We start from the raw sequence: 18,417 nt of genomic DNA on the forward strand, positions 1-18,417 counted from the left end.
ACTCACAGCAACGTTCATATGCATTTCACCCCGACGTACTCGTCCTGGCTCAACCAAGTGGAGTTGTGGTTTGCCAAGATCGAGCGCGATGTCATCGCCCGTGGCGTGTTTACGTCCTTGCCTGATCTCAAGAGAAAGCTCATGCGCTACATCCGTCAGTACAACGAGCAACCCAAACCCGTAAAGTGGAAATACTGCGATCTGTCACGGCGCATTACTCCCGATTCAATCGTTACAGTCCACTAGGCGACCGCTGGTGCCTGTGCGCCCAGCGCTGGCGGGAGGCCCTGGAGGCAGGCACTGCCCCGCCGGTGATTCTGGAGGCCACCCATATCAACGCGCTGGAATTTGTTACGCTGGCGCAACTGGAAAAGCACCGGTTTCAGGGCGCTGTTCATTGAGCGCGGTTTTAAGAACCTGTTTACGATCTAAACGGGGCCGCGCAAGCACCTTCTCGGGATGGGATGCAAGGCGCGGTGCGCCGCCCATAGCTTGGGCTATGGGCAAGCGCCGCAACGCCGCAGACCGCCCGAGAAGGCGCTTGCCCTTCGGGTTGGGGTGAAATCGGGCGATTGAGCCACCCGGGCCCTTGCATGGGCATTAGCCCATGCGGCGGACCCGGGCGCCCCACTCATCCCGATTGCACCCCAACGCGGCCTCGTTTAGATCGTAAACAGGTTCTAAGAGCCGGCACATTCTGACAAGTGTTCTGGCACTGCTACAATCAAAGGCTTCGCGGAAAGGTGGATGAGCGGTTTAAGTCACACGCCTGGAAAGCGTGCGTGGGGTTATACCCACCGCGGGTTCGAATCCCGCCCTTTCCGCCAGAGATAAAGTAAATACGGGGCCTCGCGCCCCGTTTTTGCTTTCTGTTCCCACAAAATGCCTACTATCTGGGCAATGTCACTCGATCAACCGTCTGTTTGGGGTTACCCGCTAGCTATTGTGTGGTCGACAGCGTTTTCTTGACGAGTGCAAAGTAAGCTGTTTGAGCCCTGTCCACGAGAGCGACAAGAAAGGACTTATCGTTGATGTTCGCCAAGCTGGAAGAACTGTCTACCATAGCCCGCACATTCCCCAAGTCATCGACGTACCATAGTGCTAGCCGCTGTTTGTCAGTGTGTGTTGTCGCCGGAAGAGACACTTCCAGGATACTCGTAGGATGCGCCAGGACTACGAATCGAAAGCTAAGTTCGTACTTTGTGCCCAGCGCTACCAGTACGCCTTCGCCAGGCTCTCTGCGCGTAACCCGAATTGAAGGAAAAGATTCCTCGTTGAAGGGATGCTCTGCCATCTTGAAGAACTTGTCGACTTGATCTTGATGGATCTTGAACAGAGCTTCGTAAGTAGTCAATTTCTCAGTAAGTCCGACCATAGCAAGCCTCTTTTCAATTGCAATGTGAACAGTATTGCACGGCCTGCCCCAGGCCTCCGTTACAAAACCCTCGCCCATGTCTCCGGTCCATACATCAGACAAAGGAAAACCCGCATGCGGCGGGTTAGCTGACCTGAGAAAACACTTACAAAACCCTTCGTCACGTCGACGGCAGGCCCACAATCACGGATTGTCCTTGGCAAACTCGTCCTTCGCGACCTCAACGGCATCCCGTGCACCGTGCGTCGGCCAAAGTTCGTGGCCCCTGTCAATCAGGCTATGGAGGTCACCCTCGCCCTTTGAGAGTGAAAGGTACATGCTTCCGAAAATCTCGGCCCAGATGATTTCCGGCGTCTGGCCATGATGAGTGTCGGTGCTCGATTGCATAGCTAAAGTATGACTAAAACAAGGCCTTTTTGACCGCGCTAGAGTCGCGACGGCACATGCCTGAATCTAACACCGAAAACGCTGTACAACATTAACAAATCAGCAATGCTTTAACCGCCCTGCAGGGCGGGCAAAACCCCAAAAAGCCCCTAGCCATGCCGGTCTCGGTGCCTAAATGGTTTTAGACTCAAACGGGGAAAGCAATCTGCGCGTGTGGAATCTATCGGTTTCCAGAAACGCCATCCTCCAAAGATAGCTGACGGCAGAGCATAAAAAAAGCCACCTTGCGGTGGCTTTTTGATGCGCGTGAACCTATCAGTTCAGGGCAGATTTCTTGCCGTCCTTATAGACGTACAAGGTGATGGCGGGGTTTTTCAATTCGCCATTGGGCTCGAAAGCGATCGTGGTGGTTACGCCCTTGAAGTTGGTTTTAATCAACTCGGGGGTGTAGACCTTTGGATCGGTCGAACCAGCACGCTTCATGGCGTCAACCAAAATGAAGGTCGCGTCATAGGTATAAGGGCTGTAAACCTGGAACTGGTTGGGGTACTTGGCGTCGTAACGCTTTTTCCAGGCTTCGCCGCCAGGCATCTTGGCGAGCGATGCACCGCCTTCAGCGCAGACCACATTGTTGAGGGTCTTGGCGCCAGCGGCAAGTTTGGCCAGTTCAGCCGTGCAGATGCCATCACCACCAAAGTACTTCACGTTGCCCATGCCGAGTTGCTCCATCTGGCGCAGCATCGGGCCGCCTTGCGGGTCCATGCCGCCAAAGAAAATTGCATCGGGGTTTTTCGATTTGACAGCCGTGAGGATGGCCATGAAGTCGGTGGCTTTGTCGGTGGTGAACTGCTCGTCAACCACGGTCATGCCTTTTGCCATAGCCGTCTTTTTGAAGACTCCGGCAACGCCCTGGCCGTAAGCTGAACGGTCATCAATGATGGCGACTTTTTTCAGCTTGAGTGCGTCTGCCGCGTAGAAAGCCAGGCCGGCGCCGAGCGCGTTGTCGTTGGCGAGGATACGGTAGGTGGTTTTGTAGCCAGGCTTGGTCAGGTCCGGGTTAGTCGCGGCACCCGTAATGTGAGGAATACCGCAATCGTTGTAAACCTTGGAAGCGGGAATCGTGGTGCCCGAATTGAGGTGGCCCACCACACCGGCTACTTTGGAGTCGCACAGTTTCTGTGCAGCAGCGGTGCCCTGTTTTGGATCGGCGGCGTCGTCTTCCGCAACGATTTCAAACTTGACCTTCTTGCCGCCGATGACAACGTTCTGCGCGTTCAGGTCCTCAATGGCCATACGCACGCCGTTTTCATTGTCTTTGCCGTAGTGGGCCTGTGAGCCCGACAGCGGCGCGACGTGACCGATTTTGACCACTACATCTTGTGCAGAAGCAAAACCCGCCACAACAGCGAGAGCAGCCACTACTGTGAGTTTTAATTTCATTTGCATAAAAACACTCCGATTAGGAAATTACCGTTAAAGGTTGAGAACAATTTTTATAACTCAACGGGGCCGAACATAACGCAATTTTCGGGCCCGCACCATAGCAACGGCCCTAGGTTCATTTGGATGAGGGGGTTTACCCGAGGAGTAGATCGTCTTATGTGAGTGTGGGGTTTCACCACCCGTCCCGCGCTGCGACACGGGCGCGAAAACAGGGTGCGTCAACCGGCATCCGGACCAGGGCCGAGCCGTTATTTGGGGGCTTCCTGTTCAAAGGCCTGGTTCACCGATTCGCGTACGACCATTTCGATTTCTTCGCGAAGGCGGGGGGCGAGTGTCTGGGTATGCTCCAGGATCAGTTGCCCGACCACTTCACGCAAACGCCGTTCCAGAATCAGGTCGACCCGTTGCATGACGCGTTGCACCATCTGGTCTTCGAGCCCGGAAGCATCGGTCGAAGGCGCTGCCTTTGCTGCTGGCTTGCCCGGGGCAACTGCTGGCGGCGCCGTAGGCCGGACCACCTCGGTCAGCGTCGGCACAAAACGGGGTGGAACGGACGAACTCTTCATGCACCCTCTCCGGCCGTTGCAAGGTCGTGCCGCTTCATGGCGTACCCCCTGTCGGTGTAATGTTTCCAGCGGCCGCGCGCCGCCAGGCGGTCGTCGTCATCCCGTGCAACCACCTCGATAAAGCGCTCAAAGCGCTCAAATTCAACGGGGATACCCCGCCCCAGGTTGACCAGCACGCCATGATGAGCACAGTCCTGCAGCGACTCGGCAAGCAGCACAGGCGTGACCGCCACGCTGTCTTCTCCGGCATCGGCCCGGCAATGCGGCACAAACTCCGTGGGGGAAAAATTCCACAACCATTGATCAAGCTGCGCCAGGACCTCTGGTTCGGCCGTTACCACCACGCGGGCGCCGCTGAGATAGGCCTTGCGCAGCAGGCGGCAGCTGTAGGCCAGCTTGTCGGGTACGTTGAAATGAAAGGCGATCTCGGTCATGCCCGGGTTCTGGATGCAGGTTTGCTTCGTTTTGCCGCCCTGGCTTTGGGTTCGGCCTTTCGCGGGACGGCCTCGGTGACATGGTCCAGCAAATAGTCCAGCAGCAAGGGCACGGGCCGGCCGGTCGCGCCTTTGGCCGCTCCGCCTTTCCAGGCCGTTCCGGCGATGTCCAGGTGCGCCCACGGGAAACTGGCGGCAAAACGCTGCAGGAACTTCGCCGCCGTCACGGCGCCACCCGCCCGTCCAGCGACATTTGCCACGTCGGCAAAATTCGTTTTCAGCCCTTCCGCGTAATCATCGTCCAGCGGCATCCTCCAGCACAGGTCGAGAGACGACTCGCCCGCCGCAGCCAGCGACCCGGCCAGCTCTTCGTTGCTTGAAAAAAGCCCGCTGCGAACACCGCCCAAGGCCACCACGCAGGCGCCGGTCAGCGTGGCGATGTCGATCACCGCCCTCGGCTTGAAGCGTTCCGCGTAGGTCAAGGCGTCGCACAGCACCAGGCGTCCTTCCGCATCGGTGTTCAGAATTTCAATCGTTTGCCCGCTCATGCTGGTGACCACATCGCCCGGCTTGAGGGCTCGCCCGCCGGGCATGTTCTCGGAGGCCGGAATCAACCCCACGACATTCAGCGAGGGCTGCAATTCGGCGAGTGCCCGGAACGTGCCCAGCACGCTGGCTGCGCCGCACATGTCGAACTTCATCTCGTCCATCTCGGCGGCCGGCTTGATCGAAATGCCGCCCGTATCGAAAGTAATACCCTTGCCGATCAGCACCACGGGCGCCACCGATTTGGCCGCGCCTTCATACCGCAGCACGATGAAGCGCAGGGGCTCTGATGTACCCTGGGCCACCGCCATGAACGAGCCCATGCCCAGCTTGGCGACTTCCTTGGGGCCCAGAACCTCCACCTTGATGTTGCGCAATCGGGCCAACTCCCGTGCCGCGCCAGCCAACAAGGTGGGCGTAGCATGGTTGGCGGGCCGATTGGCCCACTCCTTTGCAAAGTCAATGCCTTTGGTCAACGCCACACCCTTGTCGAACCCCGGCCTGGCAGCCGAAAGATCGTTCACACCGACCACTATGCGTTGCAGCTTTACCGGGTTTGGCTTGGATTTGGTGGTGCTGTACACGTAAGCAGCGTCGCTGCAGGCCACTACTGCGGCCCGCACGGCATCCGGCTGCGGGTCGTTCAGGGCACCGAGACTGAGCACGACCCGTTGCGTATTGCCGTTTTTGAGGGTTCCCAACGCGGCATTCACGGCAGTACGGATATTTCGGGGGCTTGCGTCACCGGCCCCCACCAGCAATACCCGCGTTGCCGCTATGCCCGGCGTACGGTAGGCGCTCAGCAGCTTGCCCGGCTTGGCTTCCAGGTCCCCCGCCTTGATGGCAAGGGCTGCGAGTGTCGACAGGGGATCATCGCCAGCGCTCAGGTCCTGGGGTATGAGCACCACCAGCGCATCGCATTTTTCGCTGCAAAGACGGGCACGGGGAAGCAGTTTGAGTTCAAAGTCCATAATTCAGGGTTGAGCAAATAAAACAACAATAAAGCAGAGCAACGGCAATAGTCAGTCATGTTATTCCAATCTTCGATACGCAAAGAGCTGGCGCGCAGTTTCGGCGCAACACTGGTGGTGCTGGTCACCATCGTGATGACCATTGTGCTGATCCGCACCTTGGGCCAAGCCTCGCGCGGCTCCATCAGTCCCCAGGACGTGATGCTCTTCATGGCTTACTCGGCCCTGGGGCGCCTGCCGACTATCCTGACGCTGTCGCTCTTCATTGCCATGGTCAGTACCTTGTCACGCATGTACCGCGACAGTGAAATGGTGGTCTGGTTCACCAGCGGACAGGGACTGGGGGGCTTCCTGAAGCCGCTCTTTCGCTTCGCCTGGCCAGTTCTGCTGGTCATTGCGCTGATGGCGCTTTTTGTCTGGCCATGGGCCAACCAGCAGACCAAGGACATGCAAAACCGCTACGCGCAGCGCGGCGACCTGAGCCGGGTCGCCCCGGGCCAGTTCCAGGAATCGTCCAGCGGCAACCGGGTATTTTTCATTGATCGGGATTTGGCAAGCGAGCAAAGCAGCAGCAACGTTTTTATTGCTGCGACCGAAAAAGGAAAAAGCTCCGTCACCACGGCACGTTCCGGCCGTATCGAGACCCGGGGCGACGCCCAGTTCCTGATGCTCGAAAAAGGCCAGCGGCTTGAAAACGTGGTGGGGCAGTCGGCCCTGAAGATCAGCGATTTTGAAGAGTACGGCACCCGGACGGGCGACTCCGCCTACCTTGGCGAACGCACACCCGAAGCCAAGCTCCTGTCCACACGCTCGCTGATCAAGGAGCCTACGCGCAGCAACCTGGGTGAGCTGGCATGGCGATTGGGTCTGGCCATGGCCGCAGTCAATTTCGTCATTCTGGCGGTCGCACTGGCAAGCGTGAACCCGCGCGGCGGGCGCAGCGGCAACATGATTTTTGTGCTGCTGACGTTTGTCGTCTACAACAACCTGGTGAATCTGGGGCAAAGCTGGATTTTTGTGGGCCTGATCAGTTTCACCAACTTCCTGGTGGTGCTGCATGGCGGTGTGTTGTTGCTGGGGCTGCTGTGGCTGGCCAAACGGCATTTCAACTGGGTGCTTCGGCCCGCCCGGCGCGTTGTGCATGCCCCCCTGGGCGTGCGCGACACCGACTTTGGAAGCAGCGCATGAAGACCATACGCCGGCTGATTTACGGGGAAGTACTAACCGCCATTGCGTTGGTGGCGCTGGGTTTTCTGGCCCTGTTCTTCTTTTTTGACCTTGTCGACGAGCTGCAATACCTCGGCAAAAACAATGGCCTGAGCGCAGCAACCGACATTTACCAAATTCGCCATGCGCTGCTGTATGTGGCTCTGCTGATTCCCAATCACCTCTACGAACTCCTGCCGATTTCCGTATTGATCGGCACCATTTTTGTCATGGCGCGGCTAGCCCAGAGCTCCGAGTACACGATTTTGCGCACCAGCGGGCTGGGGCCGTGGCGGGCACTGCGGCTGCTTCTGGTCCTGGGTGCCGTTTTTGTGACGCTCAGCTTTGCCGTGGGCGACTACGTGGCCCCCGCCAGCGAGCGGGCGGCGCAATTGCTCAAAGCCCGCTATCAAAGCAAAATTACCGTCGGCCAGACCGGCGCCTGGCTCAAGGAGAAACAGCCCTACAACAACTATGTCGTCAACGTCAAAGAGCTGACGCCCAACAACGAAATGAAGGGCGTGCAGATTTTCGAATTCGACAACAAGGGCCTGATTGTCTCCACTACCCAGGCCCCCGTGGCCGTGTTCACCGGAGGCGACGCCTGGATGCTCAAGCAGGCTAGCCGCGCAGAATTTGACGTTCCCGCCAGCCCTGCCGAGATCAGCAAACCGCAGAACGGCGCGAGGGTCAGCCGGACGACCCTTCAGACCTTTCGCTGGCCCACCGAGATCAGCGCGGAGATGGTGTCGGTGGCGCTGCTCAAGCCCGAGCGTATGAGCACCCTGGACCTCTTCAACTACGTCCGCCACCTCAACGCCAACGGCCAGACGGCCCAGCGCTATGAAATTGAATTCTGGAAAAAAGTGTTTTATCCACTCAGCTGCCTGGTGATGGTGATGCTGGCACTGCCTTTTGCCTACCTGCATTTCCGTTCCGGCGGTATCGCCAGCTATGTTTTTGCGGGCGTTATGATTGGCATCAGCTTCTTTCTGCTCAACAACGTGTTCGGCTACATCGGCAACCTGCGCAACTGGCAGCCCTGGCTGGCCGCAGCAACACCCGGGCTGATGTACATGGCCGTTTCACTGGGGGCGTTTGGCTGGCTGGTCCTGCGGCGCTGACGGGCCGGCGCACACTCACCGCAAGACAAACATGACTCCTTCCAACCCCACGCCGGCAGGCACAGGCATTGTCCTGTTTGCGCATGGCTCGCGTGACCCCCACTGGCGGGCCCCCATTGAGGCCGTCGCCACGGAGATCCGCTCGCGCCAGCCCGGCACACCCGTACGCTGTGCCTACCTCGAGCTGAGTGCACCGTCACTGCCCGAAGCCGCTACTGATTTGATAGCTGAAGGCGTTGAAAGAATAAGGGTATTTCCGCTTTTTCTTGGCGTTGGCAAACATGCACGCGAGGATTTTCCCTTGCTTGTCGAGCAAATAAGGGCCGCGCATCCCGGCGTGACGGTTGAACTTCTGCCGACTGCCGGCGAATACCAGCAGCTCACCACCCTGATGGCCGACATCGCCCTGTCCTGACCTTCTTCAGGCGACGAAAAATCAGCGTGCAACCATCAATTCATTAGCACAAACAGGCATAATAAAGTCAATAATTAGCCTGAATTTGATATGAACCTCCACCAATTCCGTTTCGTTCAAGAGGCCATACGGCGCAACCTGAACCTCACCGAAACCGCTCGCGCCCTGCACACGTCGCAGCCCGGGGTGTCCAAGGCCATCATCGAGCTCGAAGAAGAACTCGGGGTGGAGATTTTTGCGCGCCATGGCAAGCGGCTAAAACGCGTGACCGAACCCGGCGAGCATGTGCTCAAAAGCATAGAACTCATCATGCGCGAGGTCGGTAACTTGCGGCGTATCGGTGAGCAGTTTTCGGCGCAGGACAGTGGAACGCTGTCGATCGCCACCACGCACACCCAGGCCCGCTATGTGCTGCCGCAACCGGTGGCCAGGCTGCGCGAAGCCTTCCCCAAGGTCAACGTCAGCCTGCATCAGGGCTCACCCGATCAGGTGGCCCGCATGGTCATCGACGAAGTCGCTGAAATCGGCATCGCCACGGAATCACTGACCCACTACGAAGAACTGGTGACCCTGCCCTGCTACGAATGGCAGCATATGCTCGTGATGCCCGTCGACCATCCCCTGGCCAAAAAGGACGACATCACGCTGGAGGATCTGGCCCAGGAACCGCTGATCACCTACCACCCCTCCTTCACCGGGCGCACCAAGGTCGACCAGGCTTTTGCGGCCAGGCGCCTGCAGCCCCGCATTGCCCTTGAAGCCATCGACTCCGATGTGATCAAGACCTATGTGCGCCTCGGGCTGGGTGTCGGGATTGTGGCCGAGATGGCGCTCAAGGACGACGGCACCAACGCAGACCTGGTGGCCAAACCGGCTGGGCCGCTGTTTGGCGTGAACGTGGCCCGCGTGGCTTTCAAGCGCAGCGCCTACCTGCGCAATTTCGTCTATAAATTTGCCGAGCTGCTCAGCGACAAGCTGGACCGCGCCCTTATCACCAAGGCCATGGCTGGCCGCATCAACGACTACGAAGCATGAACACGCAGATGACTGCCCCTCTTTCAGTCCCGCTCTCCACCCCCACCAGCGCAGTCCGCACGCCCCCGCTCACCAGCAAGCTGCCGGCCGTTGGCACCACCATCTTCACCGTGATGTCCGCGCTGGCCGCCGAAAAGCAGGCGGTCAATCTGGGCCAGGGATTTCCGGACTTTGAATGCGATCCCCGGCTGGTCAATGCGGTGACCGATGCCATGCTCAAGGGGCTGAACCAGTACCCCCCCATGACAGGCGTTCCGGTGCTGCGCGAAGCCATTGCCGCAAAGCTGGCCCGACTGCACGACCGAAGCTACAACCCCCACACCGAGATCACCGTCACTGCGGGCGCCACCCAAGCCATCCTCACGGCCATCCTGGCCGTGGTGCACCCCGGCGACGAAGTGATCGTGCTGGAGCCCTGCTACGACAGCTACGTGCCCAATATCGAACTCGCCGGCGGCACGGTAGTACGCGTCCCCTTGACGCCCGGCACGTTCCGTCCCGACTTCGACAAGATTTCGGGCGCCATCACGTCAAAAACCCGCGCCATCGTGGTCAACTCGCCGCACAACCCGAGTGCCACGGTCTGGACCGAAGCCGACATGCTCAAGCTGCAGGAGATCCTTGCACCCACCGATGTGCTGCTGATCAGCGACGAGGTATATGAGCACATGGTGTTTGACGTGGCCAAGGGGCAGGTGCACCAGAGTGCCGCCCGCTTCCCCGGCCTGGCGGCCCGTGCCTTCATCGTCAGCAGCTTCGGCAAGACCTACCATGTGACCGGCTGGAAGGTGGGGTATGTCGCAGCGCCGGCAGCGCTGACCACCGAATTCCGCAAAGTGCACCAGTTCAATGTGTTCACCGTCAACACGCCGGTGCAGTACGGCTTGGCCGCCTACATGGCCGACCCCAAGCCCTACCTGGACCTGCCCGCGTTCTATGAGCGCAAACGCGACCTCTTTCGCGCCGGGCTGGCCAAAACCCGCTTCAAGCTGCTGCCCAGCGAGGGCACTTACTTCCAGTGCGTGGACATTTCAGAGGTCAGCGACCTGAATGAAGCTGACTTTTGCCAATGGCTCACCACCGAGATTGGCGTGGCAGCGATTCCGCTGTCGGCGTTTTATGGCGACGACTTTGACCAGCGCGTGGTGCGCTTTTGCTTTGCCAAGAAAGATGAAACGCTGCACTCGGCGCTGGAGCGGCTGGCGAAGCTGTAAACAAAGGGCCGGCCTGAACGGAGATGCCCGCCCTCAAATACCATGCGGAAGAGGGACCGGCATATTCGAAAATTTCTTCACCGTCCAGAGCTCTTCTGGAACAAACATTGCCGCTGTTTCGGCTTTGACGCGGCGTGGCGTGGCGTGAGGAAATAAATCACAACAAAACTGCAATTGCTTGTCCAGGCTTATTGAAAGAGTTAGAGTCGGGCGCAAGCCTTTCTTGACCTGGAAACTTGCTCGCACGTATTGAGGCTTCAGTTTGCCTTTATTTTCCGTTCTATTCAAAACCCTGCTGCATCGACAGCCAGTTCCTTGAGTTTCGGCAACTTTGTCTTCCTGTAGCGCTTGCCGCGGTACCTCTGTTCACGACAGCGAGCACTCTGACGACTTGAAGGAGATTCACGATGACAAGAAAACCGGAAAGGCGATTCAGCGGAAAAACTACCGCGATCGCGGGCTTGCTCATTGCGGTAGCGTTACTGGGCGGAGGCTATGGATGGCTTACCCGCACGTCACCAGCATCTCAGGCAGAACCGCCGGAACAAGTAACCATCGCGACAAATACCGCCTATGTCGGAAGCTGTCCGGTCATCGTGGCTCGAGAAAAAGGTTATTTCGCGAGCGAGGGAATACTTGCCGTTGTTCAACCTCACTCCAGCGGCAAGGCTGCCATGGAAGCGGTTTTGCAAGGACAGGCCAATTTGGCGACCGTTGCCGACATTCCCATCATGTTCGCCGGCATGAGCGATCAACCTGTATCTGTCATCGCCACAATATTCAAGGCGGAGAAAGACCATGGGATTGTCGGGCGAAGGGACAGGGATGTCGTGACGCCCGGGAACCTCAAGGGAAAACGCATAGGCGTTACGCTGAGCACTTCAGGCCACTTCACTCTCCATGCTTTCCTCAGCCGGCACAGGTTGTCGTCAGATGGAGTGACGGTGCGCAACTATAAACCGGAGGATCTTCCCACAGCGCTCGCGCAAGGCGATGTTGACGCCATTGCAACGTGGGAACCATTTCTGGACACATCGTTGACAGCGCTCGGTGGCAACGGCGTGATTCACTACGCTCAGGGCATCTACGAAAGCCTATACAACGTTGCCGGAATGCGGGCCTATGTCGTCAGCCACCCGGAAACCATCAAAAAAGTCCTGCGCGCGTTGGCCAAGGGTGCGCGATTTTGCAGCGACGCGCCCGATGCGGCACGCGAACTGATTGCTGCGGGTATGTTGGATGCGACGAAGTTGAAAGCGTCGTGGCCGTCGTACCGGTTCAACATGTCCCTGGACCAGGGCTTGATACTGGCCCTGGAGGACGAGGCACGGTGGGCAATCAGGAACAAGCTGACAAGCAAGGCTGAAATGCCAAATTATCTCAATTACATTTACCTTGATGGCTTGAAGGCAGTGATGCCGTCAGCAGTGACGATTATTCATTGAAACGGCACGCTTGCGCGTCTGGGTTGAATTTCGGGTCAAGCACTTTTTGAGTCGTGACTTCAATCCATGTTGCCCTGACCACCCCTGACCACGCGAGCCTGGAGATCACTGCCACGGCAGCGATTCCCTTGTCGGCGTTCTACGGCAACGGCTTTGACCTGCGCGTGGTGCGCTTCTGCCTTGTGAAAAATGACGAGACGTTGCACGCTGCGCGGGACCGCCTGGCCAAACTGTAGGCGCCTCCTGACGGTCGAACAGGCCTCCTTCCTGCTTGATTTTGCTCTGCCCCGGGCAAGAATCAAGGCATACAACAAGGAGCCCTTCCATGTCCATCTCCCTCATACTGCTCATCATCCTGATCCTGATCCTGATCGGCGCCCTCCCAACCTGGGGTCACAGTAGAAGCTGGGGTTACGGCCCCAGCGGTGGCTTGGGCCTCGTGGTGCTCATCCTGGTCATACTGCTGCTGATGGGGCGCATCTAGCATCCAGATTGTGCTTCTCGCGCAACAAAAGGGCCTTGCACTGCAAGGTCTTTTTTTTGAGCAGTCAGCAGTCGAATCGACGTATGGTCTACGCCAATCCGTTGAGCAACAGCATGACAAGCACGTGGCAAACACCTGGTGAACGCCAGGTTCAATGTTGATTCGCGCTGCGAAGCCCTGGCTTTAACTGTTGATCTGCGTCCAGGCTTTGTAGTTACGGCATCACAAGCCTTCGGCACTTGTTAGCCATCCTAAAAGCTGACATCAACTATTCAGTTGCTGCCAGGCTTTTTCCAGCCGTTTCACGCTCACCGGCTGTGGCGTGCGCAGCTCCTGTGCGAAGAAGCTCACGCGCAACTCCTCCAGCAGCCAGCGAAACTCCTGCATGCGTGCATCGGTCGCGCCTTTGCGTTCGGCCACCAGGCGCCAGTAGCGCTGCTCCTGCGGACGCAGCTCGGCCAGCCGCACCGCGTCACGGGCCGGGTCGGCTCGCCATTTCTCCAGGCGTAGCGTGATCGCTTTGAGGTAGCGGGAAAAGTGCTGTAGCTGCGGGTAGGGCGTGATGGTCAAAAAGCGTTTGGGCACCAGGCGCTGCAGCTGCTGGCTGGCGTCTGCCACAGCTTCCGCCGCATTTTTGGTGTCCTTGATCTTGCGCTGGGCCACCGCGTATTCGGCCAGAATGCCGGCAGCCAGCCGTGCCACTTCGCTGGCGATCAAGGTCAGGCGCCCTCGCCCGTCGTCCACCCGTCGCTTGAAATCAGCCTCGCCCGTCGGCAAGGGATCGAGCAGAAACGCCCGGTCCAGCGCCACCTCGATGATTTGCGCACGCAGCTCCTCCAGCGTCCCGCCGCCGGAATTGTCGGCGGCACGCCCGACCAGCATGTAGGCCGTGGCCATTTTCTGCAAATCAGGCAGATTTTTTTCGAGGTACTTGAGCGCGTCCTTGATCTGCAGCGAGAACAGGCGCCGCAAGCCGGCACGGTGTTTGACCGTGGCCGCGTCGGGCTCGTCAAACACCTCGATGGTCACGGCATCCCCAAGGTCGATGAGGGCCGGAAAACCGATCAATGTCTGGCTTCCCTTGCGGATTTCCATGAGTTCCGGCAGCTCGCCAAAACTCCAGCTGGTGTAGCGATCAGGCGCTTTAGGTGCTGTCTCTTCAAGAACTGCTTGCGCCTGTCCTGCTTTGGTTTGAGGCCTGTTTGATACTGAATTCGGGGTGAAACCGGTATTTCCAGCTGGGTTCGGCTCAACCAGCACCGTCAGGTTTTTCAGCCCTGCCAGCGCCTGAAACGCACCACGCGCCTGGGAGCCCAGCTCGCCTTTGAGCGCACCCAGGTTGCGCCCCGTGCCCAGCTGCCGGCCATGTTCGTCAACCACACGGAAATTCATGAACAGGTGGGCAGGCAGCATGTCCAGCTTCATGTCTGCGCGTTTGACATCGAGCGAGGTCGCATCGCGCACCAGCTTGAGCACCGCGTCCGTGAGCGAGCCACCGCCAAACACCTGGGGCTGCAGCAGCTGCTCGGCCATGCGCGCAGCAGTTTCGGGCAGCGGCACCAAACGTGAGCGCGGGCGCTGGTGCAGGGTCTTGATGAGCGCCTGCACCTTGTCCTTGAGCATGCCGGGCACCAGCCACTCGCAGCGCTCTTCATTGACCTGGTTGAGCGCAAACAACGGCACATCCACCGTCACGCCGTCTTTGGCGTCGCCCGGCTCGTGCAGATAGGTCGCCATGCAGTCCACGCCGCCCAGGCGCAAGGTCTTGGGGAAGGCCTGGGTGGTGATGCCCGCCGCCTCGTGGCGCATCAACTCCTCCCGCGTGAGCAGCAACAGTTTCGGCTGCTTTTTGACCTCGTCCCGGTACCAGCTCTCACAACTGGCCCCGCTGCACACGTCGGCAGGCAGCTGCTGGTCGTAAAAGGCGTAAATCAGCTCTTCGTCCACCAGCACGTCCTGCCGGCGCGCCTTGTGCTCGAGGTCCTGCACTTGCTGGATCAGCTTGAGGTTGGCCGCCAGGAACGGCAATTTCGTGTCCCAGTTGCCGGCTACCAGCGCTTCGCGAATGAAAATCTCACGCGCCGACACCGGGTCAACCCGACCAAAGTTGACGCGCCTGCCGTTGTAAACCACCAGCCCGTAAAGCGTGGCACGCTCCAGCGCCGTGACCTGCGCGGCCTTCTTCTCCCAGTGCGGGTCCAGCAACTGCTTCTTCAGGAGATGGCCGGCCACCTGCTCTATCCACTGCGGCTCGATGTTGGCGATGCCGCGGCCAAACAGCCGGGTCGTTTCCACCAATTCGGCAGCCACAATCCAGCGCCCCGGTTTTTTACTGAGTTTGGCGCCCGGGTGCCGGTAAAACCGGATGCCGCGTGCGCCCAAGTACCAGTCGTCCTCGTCGCTCTTGCAACCAATGTTGCCCAGCAGGCCGCAGAGCATGGACAAATGCAGCTGCTCGTAGCTGGCGGGCCGGTCGTTCAGGTGCCAGCCCTGCTCGCCCACCACGCTGTGCAGTTGCGAATGAATGTCGCGCCACTCGCGCACGCGGCGGATGTTGATGAAGTTCTCGCGCAGCAGGCTTTCGTACTGGCGGTTGGAAATTTTGTGGGCCGGGGAGCCCTCACCCCTGCCCTCTCCCAAGGGAAGAGGGAATAAAGATGGTGAATGGCTCCCTCCCCCCCTGAGGGAGGGTTGAGTTAGGGGTAGGGGCTTCCCGCCACGTGAGTCAGCCAGCCATTTCCACAGCTTCAAATAACCGCTGAATTCGCTTTTCTCGTCGTCAAACTTGGCATGCGCCTGGTCCGCCTGCGCCTGCCTGTCCATGGGCCGGTCGCGCACATCCTGCACGCTCAGGGCGCTGGCGATCACCAGCACCTCGTCCAGCGCCTGCCGGTCCTTCGCCTCGAGGATCATTCGGCCCACGCGCGGGTCCAGCGGCAGCTTGGCCAGCGTGCGGCCCACCGGGGTCAGTTCGTTGTCATCGTCCACGGCGCCCAGCTCGGCGAGCAGCTGGTAGCCGTCGGCTATCGCGCGGCGCTGCGGCGGCTCGATGAAGGCAAAGTCCTCCACCGCGCCCAGGTGCAGGGCCTTCATGCGCAGAATCACCGCCGCCAGTGAGCTGCGCAGGATTTCAGGGTCGGTAAAGCGGGACCGCCCCAGGAAGTCCTGCTCGTCATAGAGGCGTATGCAAATGCCGTCGGCCACGCGTCCGCAGCGCCCGGCACGCTGGTTGGCCGCCGCCTGCGACACCGGCTCCACCATGAGCTGCTCCACCTTGCTCCTGAAACTGTAGCGCTTGACGCGTGCGGTACCGGCGTCGATGACATAGCGGATGCCTGGCACCGTGAGCGAGGTTTCGGCCACGTTGGTGGCCAGCACAATGCGCCGGCCGGTGTGCCCGTCAAAAATTCGGTCCTGCTCGGCCTGGCTCAGGCGCGCAAACAACGGCAGCACTTCGGCGTTGCGGGTCAGCGGCTGGTGGGCCAGGTGCTTGCGCAAATGGTCGGCGGCTTCGCGGATCTCACGCTCACCGGGCAGAAACACCAGGATGTCGCCCGCACTGTGCGGGTTTTGCCAGAGTTCATCAACGCCGTCGGCGATCGCGTCGTTGAGGTCGTAGTCGCGGGCTTCCTCAAAGGGCCGGTAGCGCTGCTCGACGGGAAACATCCGCCCGGACACCATGATCACCGGCGCTGGCCCTTTGGCCGACGCAAAATAATCCGCAAAGCGCTGCGCATCAATGGTGGCCGAGGTGATGACCACTTTCAGGTCGGGCCGGCGCGGCAGCAATTGGCGCAAATAGCCCAGCAAAAAATCAATGTTCAGGCTGCGTTCGTGCGCCTCGTCGATGATGAGGGTGTCGTAAGCCCGAAGCAGCGGGTCGGTCTGCGTCTCGGCCAGCAAGATGCCGTCGGTCATGAGCTTGACGGACGCATCACGGCTCAGCCGATCCTGAAAGCGCACCTTGTAGCCCACCACCTCGCCCAGCGGCGTTTTCAGCTCTTCGGCAATCCGCTTGGCCACGCTGGAGGCCGCAATGCGGCGCGGCTGGGTGTGGCCGATCAGCTTGCCCTGGCCCGCCGGGTAGTTGAGCTTGCCACGTCCCATGGCCAGCGCAATCTTGGGCAACTGGGTGGTTTTGCCCGAGCCGGTTTCACCACACACAATGATGACCTGGTGCGCGTTGAGCGCAGCGGTGATGTCGTCGCGCTTGCCGGAGACCGGCAGCGACTCAGGAAAGGTGATGGCCAGGGGCGGCAGGGAAGAAGGCAAGGAAAGCGACAAGAAAGAACCAGCAATCAAAGCTGCCAATTATCGGTGTTCTTCAAATCGGTGTTCTTGCCAGCGCTGGCGTGCAAGCGCTTTTCGGTGCGTCAGGCGCTGTGGGGCGGCGGGCGGTGGGTAGCAGGCCGGCGATGCGCGCTGTCAGGCCGCGAGAACGGGCATGTCGACAATTTCTCCGCTTTTCTCGTCATACCAGGCGATCCGGCTCGGGTAGCTCCAGGCCGTGCGCGACATGCCCCGGCCCATGGCCACCGCGGTAGCTGCACGCGCATCGGTCTTGGACACCCGCTGCACCCCCAACCCGATCTCCGCCGCCCACACCGTTTGCTGCTGGCCCGGCAGCCCGGCGTCCGGACTGGTGTTGAGCACCACGGACCGGGACAAACGCGCCTGAACCGTGTGCGCCAGGTGAATCAGCCGGCCGCTGTCCGTGCAATTGCGCACCAGGAGCAGGAAACCGTCCCTGCCCAGCCTGCCCATCTCTACATGGGCCGGCACGGTGCGCCGCAGGCGGCCGGCGCACACAAACAGCGCGTGGTTCATCGCCGCCAGTCCGTAGAGCTTTTCCAGCACATACAGGTTGGCGATGGACACCACAATCACGCCCAGCGGCACGGGCTCGTCGCGGTAGAGCTTGAAGGCCGCGCCCACCATGTTTCCCGTCTCGCTGTGCGAGCGCATGCGGGTGACCGGGTCATAGCTGGGCCCATGCGCCATCACCTGGTTGAGTTCGATGAGGTAGGAATAACGCATCCACAGCACCGACGCCATGGTGGCCAGGTAAGCCGTTCCGGCGAGAGCGCTCACGGCATGGACCTGCCAGGGTGCATGGGCGCGATACAGCGCAATCCAGCCCAGCCCGACAATGGCCACCAGCATAAAGGAGACTCCCGATACCGCCACCCATGCGAGCCGGTCGCCGCGCAGCGCGCTGCGGATGCTGAGGACCAACGCGGTCACCCCGAGCAGGTAAGCCATGGCGAGGCTCAAGGCCAGCGCCTGTTGGGGCGGCAGCAGCCAGCCGATCACGATGACCGCGACCGCCAGTAAAAGCAAAGCCTTGATGGTGTACCACCGAGCCTCGGGCTGCCGCAGGATACCCAGGAAGGAAAACAGCAGATAGGCCAGCAGCGCAGACACCACGCTGGCAACATGCGCAAGAAGCCGGGCCAGGGAGTCGGCGCTCTCCATCGGAAGCCCGCCCAGAAAGGCCACCACAAACAGGGCCGACGCGATGGCCGCGAGCGCGGCATTGAACGAGATTCGTCGCAGGGAACGGATGAAGGCAAAGACCGAGCCGGCCAGCATCAAACCTGTCGCCCCGAAATAGCAGCCCCAAAACCCGATGGCGAATTGTTCCATGAACGTGAACGATACCTGAAAGAAAACTTGCAGGTAGACGGGATTATCCCGACCCGCCTTGGCTCCCCGGCTACCTCCCTTACACTCATTGCACTTTTTCGTTTTGCGGGCAAACAGCGCCAGGGA

At 59.9% G+C, this 18,417-nt stretch carries 16 protein-coding genes, 1 tRNA gene and 2 pseudogenes; 11 read left to right on the forward strand and 8 right to left on the reverse strand.

The features are described 5' to 3' along the window. The 3 genes and pseudogenes from AC1DS5_RS02835 to AC1DS5_RS02845 all read left to right on the forward strand — a co-directional run. The coding region (locus AC1DS5_RS02835; RefSeq protein ID WP_477716748.1) for a transposase at positions 1–246 on the forward strand (246 nt) is incomplete at its 5' end. Next, positions 246–401, forward strand: a pseudogene (locus tag AC1DS5_RS02840) (DUF2237 family protein); the annotation flags it as partial. The gene AC1DS5_RS02835 and the pseudogene AC1DS5_RS02840, both read left to right, overlap by 1 nt. Before the next feature lie 336 nt (positions 402–737). Beyond that, positions 738–827 (forward strand) — tRNA-Ser (locus AC1DS5_RS02845). A 113-nt stretch (positions 828–940) separates the two neighbouring features. Here AC1DS5_RS02845 and AC1DS5_RS02850 read toward each other — a convergent pair. The 5 genes from AC1DS5_RS02850 to AC1DS5_RS02870 all read right to left on the reverse strand — a co-directional run bounded on the left by AC1DS5_RS02850 (position 941) and on the right by AC1DS5_RS02870 (position 5,722). Beyond that, complete coding sequence (locus AC1DS5_RS02850) at positions 941–1,453, reverse strand: hypothetical protein (protein ID WP_477716749.1); 513 nt, start codon at positions 1,451–1,453, stop codon at positions 941–943. 624 nt (positions 1,454–2,077) lie between these two features. Further along, positions 2,078–3,208 (reverse strand): branched-chain amino acid ABC transporter substrate-binding protein, encoded by a 1,131-nt coding sequence (locus AC1DS5_RS02855; RefSeq protein WP_477716750.1) that lies wholly within the window; start codon positions 3,206–3,208, stop codon positions 2,078–2,080. A gap of 245 nt (positions 3,209–3,453) precedes the next feature. Further along, entirely contained in the window at positions 3,454–3,771 is a 318-nt protein-coding gene (locus tag AC1DS5_RS02860) for a hypothetical protein (RefSeq protein WP_477716751.1), read from the reverse strand. Then, the gene (locus tag AC1DS5_RS02865; RefSeq protein WP_477716752.1) at positions 3,768–4,205 is read right to left on the reverse strand and encodes a DNA polymerase III subunit chi; all 438 of its coding nucleotides are present in this window, start codon (positions 4,203–4,205) and stop codon (positions 3,768–3,770) included. The genes AC1DS5_RS02860 and AC1DS5_RS02865 overlap by 4 nt, the downstream gene beginning before the upstream one ends. Further along, a complete protein-coding gene (locus tag AC1DS5_RS02870) occupies positions 4,202–5,722 on the reverse strand; it encodes a leucyl aminopeptidase (protein ID WP_477716753.1) in 1,521 nt (506 codons plus the stop codon). The genes AC1DS5_RS02865 and AC1DS5_RS02870 overlap by 4 nt, the downstream gene beginning before the upstream one ends. Positions 5,723–5,779: 57 nt before the next feature. Here AC1DS5_RS02870 and lptF point away from each other — a divergent pair, with 57 nt between their 5' ends. From lptF to AC1DS5_RS02895, 5 genes are all read left to right on the forward strand, one after another. Then, on the forward strand, positions 5,780–6,910 hold the full coding sequence (gene lptF / locus AC1DS5_RS02875; protein ID WP_477716754.1) for an LPS export ABC transporter permease LptF: 1,131 nt from the start codon (positions 5,780–5,782) through the stop codon (positions 6,908–6,910). Next, positions 6,907–8,052 (forward strand): LPS export ABC transporter permease LptG, encoded by a 1,146-nt coding sequence (gene lptG, locus AC1DS5_RS02880; protein ID WP_477716755.1) that lies wholly within the window; start codon positions 6,907–6,909, stop codon positions 8,050–8,052. The genes lptF and lptG overlap by 4 nt, the downstream gene beginning before the upstream one ends. A gap of 31 nt (positions 8,053–8,083) precedes the next feature. Continuing rightward, positions 8,084–8,467 carry a sirohydrochlorin chelatase gene (locus AC1DS5_RS02885; RefSeq protein WP_477716756.1) on the forward strand — a complete coding sequence of 128 codons (384 nt, stop codon included), beginning with the start codon at positions 8,084–8,086 and terminating at the stop codon, positions 8,465–8,467. A gap of 90 nt (positions 8,468–8,557) precedes the next feature. Beyond that, positions 8,558–9,502 (forward strand): CysB family HTH-type transcriptional regulator, encoded by a 945-nt coding sequence (locus tag AC1DS5_RS02890; RefSeq protein ID WP_477716757.1) that lies wholly within the window; start codon positions 8,558–8,560, stop codon positions 9,500–9,502. A gap of 8 nt (positions 9,503–9,510) precedes the next feature. Continuing rightward, a complete protein-coding gene (locus AC1DS5_RS02895; protein ID WP_477716758.1) occupies positions 9,511–10,716 on the forward strand; it encodes a pyridoxal phosphate-dependent aminotransferase in 1,206 nt (401 codons plus the stop codon). 33 nt (positions 10,717–10,749) lie between these two features. Here AC1DS5_RS02895 and AC1DS5_RS02900 read toward each other — a convergent pair whose 3' ends face one another. Continuing rightward, complete coding sequence (locus AC1DS5_RS02900; protein WP_477716759.1) at positions 10,750–11,004, reverse strand: hypothetical protein; 255 nt, start codon at positions 11,002–11,004, stop codon at positions 10,750–10,752. Between the two features lie 119 nt (positions 11,005–11,123). On the opposite strand from AC1DS5_RS02900, the gene AC1DS5_RS02905 reads away from it, so the two are divergent. From AC1DS5_RS02905 to AC1DS5_RS02915, 3 genes and pseudogenes are all read left to right on the forward strand, one after another. Then, the gene (locus tag AC1DS5_RS02905) at positions 11,124–12,161 is read left to right on the forward strand and encodes an NrtA/SsuA/CpmA family ABC transporter substrate-binding protein (RefSeq protein ID WP_477716760.1); all 1,038 of its coding nucleotides are present in this window, start codon (positions 11,124–11,126) and stop codon (positions 12,159–12,161) included. 116 nt (positions 12,162–12,277) lie between these two features. Continuing rightward, a pseudogene (locus tag AC1DS5_RS02910) lies at positions 12,278–12,397 on the forward strand (methionine aminotransferase); the annotation flags it as partial. An 89-nt stretch (positions 12,398–12,486) separates the two neighbouring features. Further along, positions 12,487–12,645 carry a DUF3309 family protein gene (locus tag AC1DS5_RS02915; RefSeq protein WP_477716761.1) on the forward strand — a complete coding sequence of 53 codons (159 nt, stop codon included), beginning with the start codon at positions 12,487–12,489 and terminating at the stop codon, positions 12,643–12,645. Between the two features lie 264 nt (positions 12,646–12,909). On the opposite strand, the gene hrpA is transcribed toward AC1DS5_RS02915, so the two are convergent. Continuing rightward, positions 12,910–16,929 carry an ATP-dependent RNA helicase HrpA gene (hrpA, locus tag AC1DS5_RS02920; protein WP_477716762.1) on the reverse strand — a complete coding sequence of 1,340 codons (4,020 nt, stop codon included), beginning with the start codon at positions 16,927–16,929 and terminating at the stop codon, positions 12,910–12,912. 141 nt (positions 16,930–17,070) lie between these two features. Continuing rightward, positions 17,071–18,291, reverse strand: coding sequence for a 7TM diverse intracellular signaling domain-containing protein (locus tag AC1DS5_RS02925; protein ID WP_477716763.1), 1,221 nt, complete (start codon positions 18,289–18,291; stop codon positions 17,071–17,073). Between the last annotated feature and the right edge of the window lie 126 nt (positions 18,292–18,417).

Source organism: Polaromonas sp. P4_H1, from assembly GCF_056400945.1.